5 protein-coding genes are annotated in these 7,081 nt (G+C 70.9%); 2 read left to right on the top strand and 3 right to left on the bottom strand.

Annotation, left to right across the window (positions count from 1 at the left end):
- Window positions 1–146: 146 nt before the first annotated feature.
- Window positions 147–1,043, bottom strand: coding sequence for a response regulator transcription factor (locus ODJ79_RS40520; protein WP_317620745.1), 897 nt, complete (start codon window positions 1,041–1,043; stop codon window positions 147–149).
- Complete coding sequence (locus ODJ79_RS40515) at window positions 1,040–2,182, bottom strand: sensor histidine kinase (protein ID WP_263029017.1); 1,143 nt, start codon at window positions 2,180–2,182, stop codon at window positions 1,040–1,042. The genes ODJ79_RS40520 and ODJ79_RS40515 overlap by 4 nt, the downstream gene beginning before the upstream one ends.
- Before the next feature lie 121 nt (window positions 2,183–2,303).
- On the opposite strand from ODJ79_RS40515, the gene ODJ79_RS40510 reads away from it, so the two are divergent.
- Together ODJ79_RS40510 and ODJ79_RS40505 are read left to right on the top strand one after the other, a co-directional pair.
- On the top strand, window positions 2,304–3,038 hold the full coding sequence (locus tag ODJ79_RS40510; RefSeq protein WP_263029016.1) for an ABC transporter ATP-binding protein: 735 nt from the start codon (window positions 2,304–2,306) through the stop codon (window positions 3,036–3,038).
- Entirely contained in the window at window positions 3,032–5,563 is a 2,532-nt protein-coding gene (locus ODJ79_RS40505) for an ABC transporter permease (protein WP_263029015.1), read from the top strand. The genes ODJ79_RS40510 and ODJ79_RS40505 overlap by 7 nt, the downstream gene beginning before the upstream one ends.
- A 406-nt stretch (window positions 5,564–5,969) precedes the next feature.
- Here ODJ79_RS40505 and sigB read toward each other — a convergent pair whose 3' ends face one another.
- Entirely contained in the window at window positions 5,970–6,923 is a 954-nt protein-coding gene (sigB, locus tag ODJ79_RS40500) for an RNA polymerase sigma factor SigB (RefSeq protein ID WP_411267421.1), read from the bottom strand.
- Window positions 6,924–7,081 lie beyond the last annotated feature (158 nt).

Here is a 7,081-nt window from a genome sequence, read left to right as displayed (position 1 = left end):
CCTCGACCTCAGTGCCAGGGGCCGGCTCGCAACCCTGACGCGGCGACCCAGGCCCGCGGCCAACCCAGCCAGCGCCGCCCCGTGGCTGCCCGCCGACCGGGCGATGATCGAGGTGAGCGGTCGGCCGGCCGAGAGGATTTCATCGGTCAGCGCAGGCCGGCCTCGTAGGCGGCGACCACCAACTGCGCCCGGTCACGAGCGTTGAGCTTGGTCAAGAGTCGGCTGATGTGGGACTTGACGGTCCCGATACTGACGTGCAATCCGGCGGCTATCTCCTCGTTGGACCGTCCACGCGCGATCAGCTCCAGCACCTCCCGCTCGCGGGCCGTAATGTCCGGCAGCTGGCTGACCTGCCGTTCCGGCTGCGAGACATAGGCCGTAATCAGCCGACGGGTAGCCGCCGGCGTCAGCAACGCCTCCCCCGCCGCCACCACCCGGATCGCCCGGATCAGCTCGTCCGGCATGACCTCCTTCAACAGGAACCCGCTCGCGCCGGCACGGATCGCCCCGAACACATACTCATCAAGATCGAAGGTGGTCAGAACGATCACCCGCGTGTTCAACCCGGATGTCGCACGACAAATCTCCTGGGTCGCCTCAATACCACTCATCTCGGGCATCCGAACATCCATCAGGATCACGTCCGGCTTCGCCCGATGAGCGACCTCGACCGCCTCTCGTCCGGTAGCAGCCTCGCCGACACACGACAGCCCGGCCGTGTGGTCGATCAGCAACCGGAAGCTTGCCCGCAACAGCGCATGGTCATCCGCCAGCGCCACTCGCACCACGTCCTGAACCGCGCCCGCCGAATCGCCCCAGCTCACAGCGCCACACACGTCGCCGCAGGCCTGGTCACCCCGCATCTCAACCCCGCGCACCTCATCGCCCGCCCCGACCCCGCGCACCTCATCGCCCGCCTGGAAAGCGCACACCTCGTCGCCCGCCCCGACCCCGCGCACTTCATCGCGCGCCGCAGCCCCGCGCGCCCCATCGCCCGCCGCAGCGCCGCCCGCCATGGCGCCTCGCATCTCGTCGTCGGTCATAGGGCGTACCGCAACGTCGTGGCCACTGCCCAGCCGCCGGTCGGCGAAGGGCCAGCGGCGAGGTCGCCACCGAACAACGCAGCCCGTTCACGCATGCCGATCAACCCTTGCCCCTGCCCGTTCCCCTTCGGCCCGGCCGAGCCGTCGTCGGTCACCTGGAGTCGCAACACACCCGGCCCAATGTCGATGTCGACCCGGCACGTCGCCGCCCGGGCGTGCTTGATGACGTTGGTGAGCGCCTCCTGCACCATCCGGAAGACCGCCACCCCGACGCCCTCCGGCACCTCCGGATCGCCCCGCACCTCGAGGTCCACCACAAGGTTCGCGGACCGTGCGGACTCGACCAGGCTGCCGAGATCGGCAAGCCCTGGCGTCGGCGCGACCACCGCCTCGGCCCGCAGCGTCCCGAGCGCCCGGCGCAGCTCGACCAGCGCGTCCCGGCTGGTGGCCGCGATGACTCGCAGCGACTCGCGCATCTCCCGCGGCTGGTCGTCGGCGATGTGGTCGGCGACCGTAGCACGCACCGCGATCACGCTCATGTTGTGCGCCACGATGTCGTGCAGGTCGCGCGCGATGCGCAGCCGCTCCTGCCCCAGCGCCAGCTCCGTGGCCTGCGCCGCACTGCGGACCACGTAGGCACGGCGCTCGCGCACGGCGAGCCCGACCGTCCAGCATGCACCGATCGCCCACAGGATGAGGAAGACCTCGAACGGTTGGCGTGCGGCCCATCCGAACGCCACCCCGGCCAGTGCAAGGCTGACCAACACCAGCCGCACCGAGCGGGGCACCGCGACATCGGTGCCCACGGTGTAGAGGACAAGGGCCAGCACGGCCAGGGGAACAACGCCCGCGTACTCAGGAATCACGCCACTGCCCATAGCGGCCGTGACCACCGCGAGCGCCGCCCAAGCCGTTGGCTCGGGCCACAACCGGCGCACCACCAGCGGAACCGCGAGCAGAACCCCGGTGGCCACCGAGAGCCAGCCCGGCTCATGCCAGATCGGCCGCGGGGGGAGCGGCGTCTCGCGGGCCGCGAGCCAACCGAGCACCGCGACCGCCAATGCCAGCAATGCGTCGAAGGCGAGCAGCTGACCGCGACTAAGTCCGCGGAGAATCACGGAGGGCTCGGCGGTCGTCATGCCGCGACACTAACGAGGCGAGCCGCGTTGCGCGTCGGACCACGGTCCGATATTTGCGATCTCCGAATGTGGACCTGGGTCTGACGACATCCGGGGTCCCCGGCCGCAATCCTCGGTGGCCATGACGACACCGATGGTCTCGCTCCGCGATCTGCGCAAGGAATATCGCGCCGGCTCCGACCTGGTCCCGGCGCTCGATGGGGTCACGCTCGATCTGCCAGCCGGCACCTTTACGGCCGTCATGGGCCCCTCCGGCTCCGGCAAGTCCACCCTGCTGCACTGCGCCGCCGGACTGGACCGGCCGAGCTCCGGCGAGGTCATGCTCGACGGCGTGTCCCTGACCCGGCTCGATGAGACCGGCCTGACCGTCCTGCGCCGTGACCGCGTGGGCTTCGTCTTCCAGGCGTTCAACCTAATCTCGTCGCTCACCGCCGGGCAGAACGTTGCTCTTCCCGCCCGGCTCGCCGGCCGCCGCGTCGACCCGGCCGAGCTCGACAGCGCCCTCGCGCAGGTGGGGCTCGCGGATCGCGCCCATCATCGTCCAGCTCAGCTCTCCGGCGGCCAGCAGCAACGGGTGGCGATCGCCCGCGCGCTGGTGACGGCCCCGGCCGTACTCTTCGCCGACGAGCCGACCGGCGCGCTCGACGCTCAGACCTCTCGCCAGGTGCTTGCGCTGCTCCGTGGCCTGGTCGACGAGCGCGGGCAGACCGTCGTGATGGTCACTCACGACCCGGTCGCGGCCGCGGTGGCCGACCAGGTGCTCCTGTTGGCCGACGGGCGTCTGATCGACCGGCTCGACGCCGCTTCCGCCGAATCGATCGCGACCCGCATGGCCATGGTGGAGGCGACATGCTGACGCGCGATCGGCTGGGCGCCTTCGTCGCGGTCCTTTTCGGTACGGCGGCCGTCGCCCTCACCCTGACCCTGCTCGCGTCGGCCAAGCCCCGGATGCCCGACCGCTACGCGGCGATCGCCGTGGCCGTACGAAGTCCGGGCATGACCACTCCGGCCGACCCGTTCCCGGAGTCCCGCCCCTGGTCGTCCGCCGAGACAGCCACGCTGACCGCGCGTTTGGCCACGATCCCGGGCGTCACCGCGGCGATCCCCGACCGCAGTTTCTATGCGCAGCCGGCATTCGGCAGCACACCGCTCGCCGCTGCCAAGGAGGCGCACGGCTGGGCAAGTGCCGCCTTGGCCCTCGACAGTCTGGTCGCCGGCCGCCCCGCCCGAGCCGACCACGAGGCGGTCGTATCCAGGAAATGGAAAGTTGCGGTCGGCGGTACGGTGACAATCCTCACCGCGACCGGGCCGAGTCAGTGGACAGTTACCGGCCTGATCGAGGCCGAACGGCTCTACGTCTCGGACGCGACCGCGGCTCACCTCGCGCCAGGTGTCCGGTTGATCGGACTCACCGGACATCCCGACCCGGCCGAGGTCCGCGCGGTTGCCGCTGGGGCAACTGTGCTGCACGGCACCGCGCTGGGCGATCTCGAGCCACGCGCCGACGCCCGCACCCGCTGGATCGGCCTACAGGTGCTCAGCGCCATGGCGGCCCTGTCGGCCTTCGCCTGCGTCTTCGTGATCGCCTCGACCACGGCGCTCACCGTCCACCAGCGAAGGCGCGAGATCGGGCTGCTGCGCGCGACCGGTGCCACTCCTCGGCAGGTGGGGCGATCGGTGATGCGCGAGGCCGGGACCATCGGCGCCGTCGCGGGCCTGGCCGGGACGGTCCTGGGCCTCCTCCTGGCTCCGCTGGTGGGTCGGGTCCTGGTCGCCGTGGGGTTCGAGCCGGCGTCCTTCGCCGTCGGCGCACACCTCGGCCCGATCGTGGCAGGCCTCCTGGCCGGCCCGCTGATCGCGGTTGCCGGTTCGCTGACCGCCGCTCGCCGGGCGGCCCGGGTCGGACCGCTCGAGGCACTACGACAGGCGGAGGTCGAGACGCGGCCGATGTCCCGGTCGCGTTGGATTGTGGGCCTGTTCTTCACGGCCGCGGGCCTGGTCGCGGGCGTGGCCACCACGGTGACTGACGACCTCGCCGATCTCGGCACACTCGCGCTGGCCGCGGCGATGGCGCTGGTGGTCGGCGCGACCGCCCTCGCCCCGGCGGCTGTCCCCCTGTTCGTGCGGGTCCTGCTGCGCCCGTCGCGTGGGCCGGTCGGCATGGTGATGAGGGAGAGCGCCCTGGCCGGCGCCCGGCGCACCGCCTCGACCGCGGCGCCGGTCTTGCTGACCATGGCGTTCGCCGTGTTCATCGCCGGAAACGTGCAGACCTCGGCGGACGCCTACGCCGGTCGACGGGCCGAGGCAGCACGAACCGGCTCGGTGCTGGTGCCAGACGGCACGCCCGGGCTGACCGACGCCGCCGCTCCGACCGCTCCGCTGCAGACCATGGTCTATCTGAACGACACGGTGGTGGCCGCCATCGGTGTCGATCCCGCGGCGACGTCCAGCCCCGCGGCGGCGCGAGCGCTGGGGGCGCCGCACAGCGTAGTGGTGAACGCGTCGCGCGCCTCGCAGCTGCGGGTGGGGCTTAATGACACGCTCGAGGTGACGTTCGCCGACGGGGTGCAGACGCCGCTGCGGGTAGCCGGCGTCGCTCCGGACAATGTGCTGCCGGCCGAACTGGTGGTCGGCCGGCATACAGTCCGCGAGCACGATCCCTCGGCGCTGGCCGCAGCCCTGCCACTACCAGGCGGAGCGCCGACAGTCACGGAACCACAAGGCACGGCGCCAACGCGCGCGGCAGCCGCGACAGCCACGCCACCAGCAGGCAGAGCAGCCGCGACAGGCACGCCACCAGCAGGCAGAGCAGCCGCGACAGGCACGCCACCAGCAGGCAGAGCAGCCGCGACAGGCACGCCACCAGCAGGCAGAGCAGCCGCGACAGGCATGCCGCCAGCGGGCACAGCGGCCGCGATGGGCGCCCGGGTCGTCGACGTCGGCACCTACGCCCGGCAGGCCGACGCTGAGGACGATCGGCTCGTCTGGGTCTTCACGATGCTGTTGATCGGGGTGTCCGTCGGGTACGGCGCGCTCGCCGTCGCCAACACACTGTTCATGGCCACCGCCCGCCGCGCACCCGACTACCGGCTTCTGCGACTTGCCGGTGCCACGCCACAGCAGGTTCTGCTCGCGATCGCCGGCGAGTCCGCCCTGGTCGTCGCGATCGGCGCGACGCTCGGTGCGGCGGCCGCGGTTCTTGCGCTCTGGGGCAGCACGGCCGGTCTCCGAGCGCAGACCGGGAACGCCGTGACCATGACCGTCCCGTGGCAGACCGGGGCGATCACGGTGTCCGCCTGCCTGCTGCTCGCTCTCGCCGCGAGCGTGCTTCCGGCACGGGCGAGGCTGGCCCGCTTCGAGCCGATTCGGGAACTGTCGTAGCAGGGGTCCTGCGCCGAGAAGTAAGCAGCGCGGGAGGCAGCCTCAACGCAACGCGGGAGGCAGCCTCAACGCAACGCGGGAGGCAGCCTCAACGCAACGCAAGACCAGCGGTAGGACCAACCATCGCAAAGCAGACCTCGGGGAGGAAGTCATCGCAAAGCGAACCGTGCGGCGGCGGGAAGGTCGCCACAAAGCTGACCACCGGCCAGCAAGACCAAGGCAAAGCGGACCGCCAAATGGGGAAGGTCACCACAAAGCCGACTGCCCGGCCGGCAAGAACACCGCAACGCGGACCGTCAGGCGGGGAAGGTCGTCAAGAAGCCGACCGCCCGGCGAGGAGGGCGCCTCAAAGCCGACCGCCCGGCGGGGAAGGTTCCCGCCGGGCGGTTGTGCAGTGGAACACCGGTCAGCCGGCGTAGGCCTCCAGGCGGGAGGCGCGCTCCGGGTCGCGGAGCTTGAGCATTGTCACCTTTTCGATCTGGCGGATCCGCTCGCGGGAGAGCCCGAACTCGCGGCCCACCTCGTCGAGGGTGCGCTGGCGGCCGTCGTCGAGGCCGAAGCGCAGGCGGATCACGGCGGACTCGCGCTCGGAGAGGGTGGCGAGGACGATCTCCACCTCGTTGCGCAGCTCGCCCTGGCCGATGTTGTTGGCCGGGTTGCCGGCGTCGACCGCGGCCACGAAGTCGCCGAGGGCGCTCTCGCCGTCCTCGCCGACGGCCTGGTCGAGGCTGACCGGCTCGCGGTCGTACGAGATCAGCTCGATGACCTGGAACTCGGGCACGCTCATCGCCTTGGCGATCTCGGCGATGCTCGGCTCGCGGCCGAGCGTGGCGGCCAGGTCGCGGCGGGCCCGGACCATGCGGTTGACCTGCTCGACCATGTGCACCGGGATGCGGATCGTGCGGGCCTGGTCGGCCATCGCACGGGTGATCGCCTGCCGGATCCACCAGGTCGCGTACGTGGAGAACTTGTAGCCCTTGGTGTAGTCGAACTTCTCCACCGCGCGGATCAGGCCCAGGTTGCCCTCCTGGATCAGATCCAGGAACGCCATACCCCGGCCGGTGTACCGCTTGGCGATGCTGACCACGAGCCGCAGGTTGGCCTCGAGCAGGTGGTTCTTCGCGGCCTTGCCCTCGGTGATGATGATCTCGAGAAGCGGAGCGAGGTCGTCGCCGGCCTCCGGCAACTTCTCCTCCGCGTACAGCCCGGCCTCGATGCGCTTGGAAAGCTCGACCTCCTCGACCGCGGTCAGCAGGCGGGTCCGCCCGATGCCGTTCAAGTAGGCCCGCACCAGGTCGGCGGAAACGCCGCGCTCGTCCGTCGCGTCCAAATCGGTCAGGAGCTCGACACCGTCGGTCATGATGTTGTCGGCGGTAACCGCCGCCGCTGACTCCGACGCCTTCATCTGCAGGACCACCTTTCAGTCCCCTCCCCGCTGATAACCGTCTCGTGCGTTCCCAGCCGCATTCGTGCCGGTGATCGATAGCTTGGCCCGGGACGCGTTAAGCGGAGGTGAGG

This window comes from Actinoplanes sp. KI2, from assembly GCF_025630775.1.
Classification (GTDB): Bacteria; Actinomycetota; Actinomycetes; order Mycobacteriales; family Micromonosporaceae; genus Actinoplanes.
This window is presented reverse-complemented; position numbering and strand designations above follow the sequence as displayed.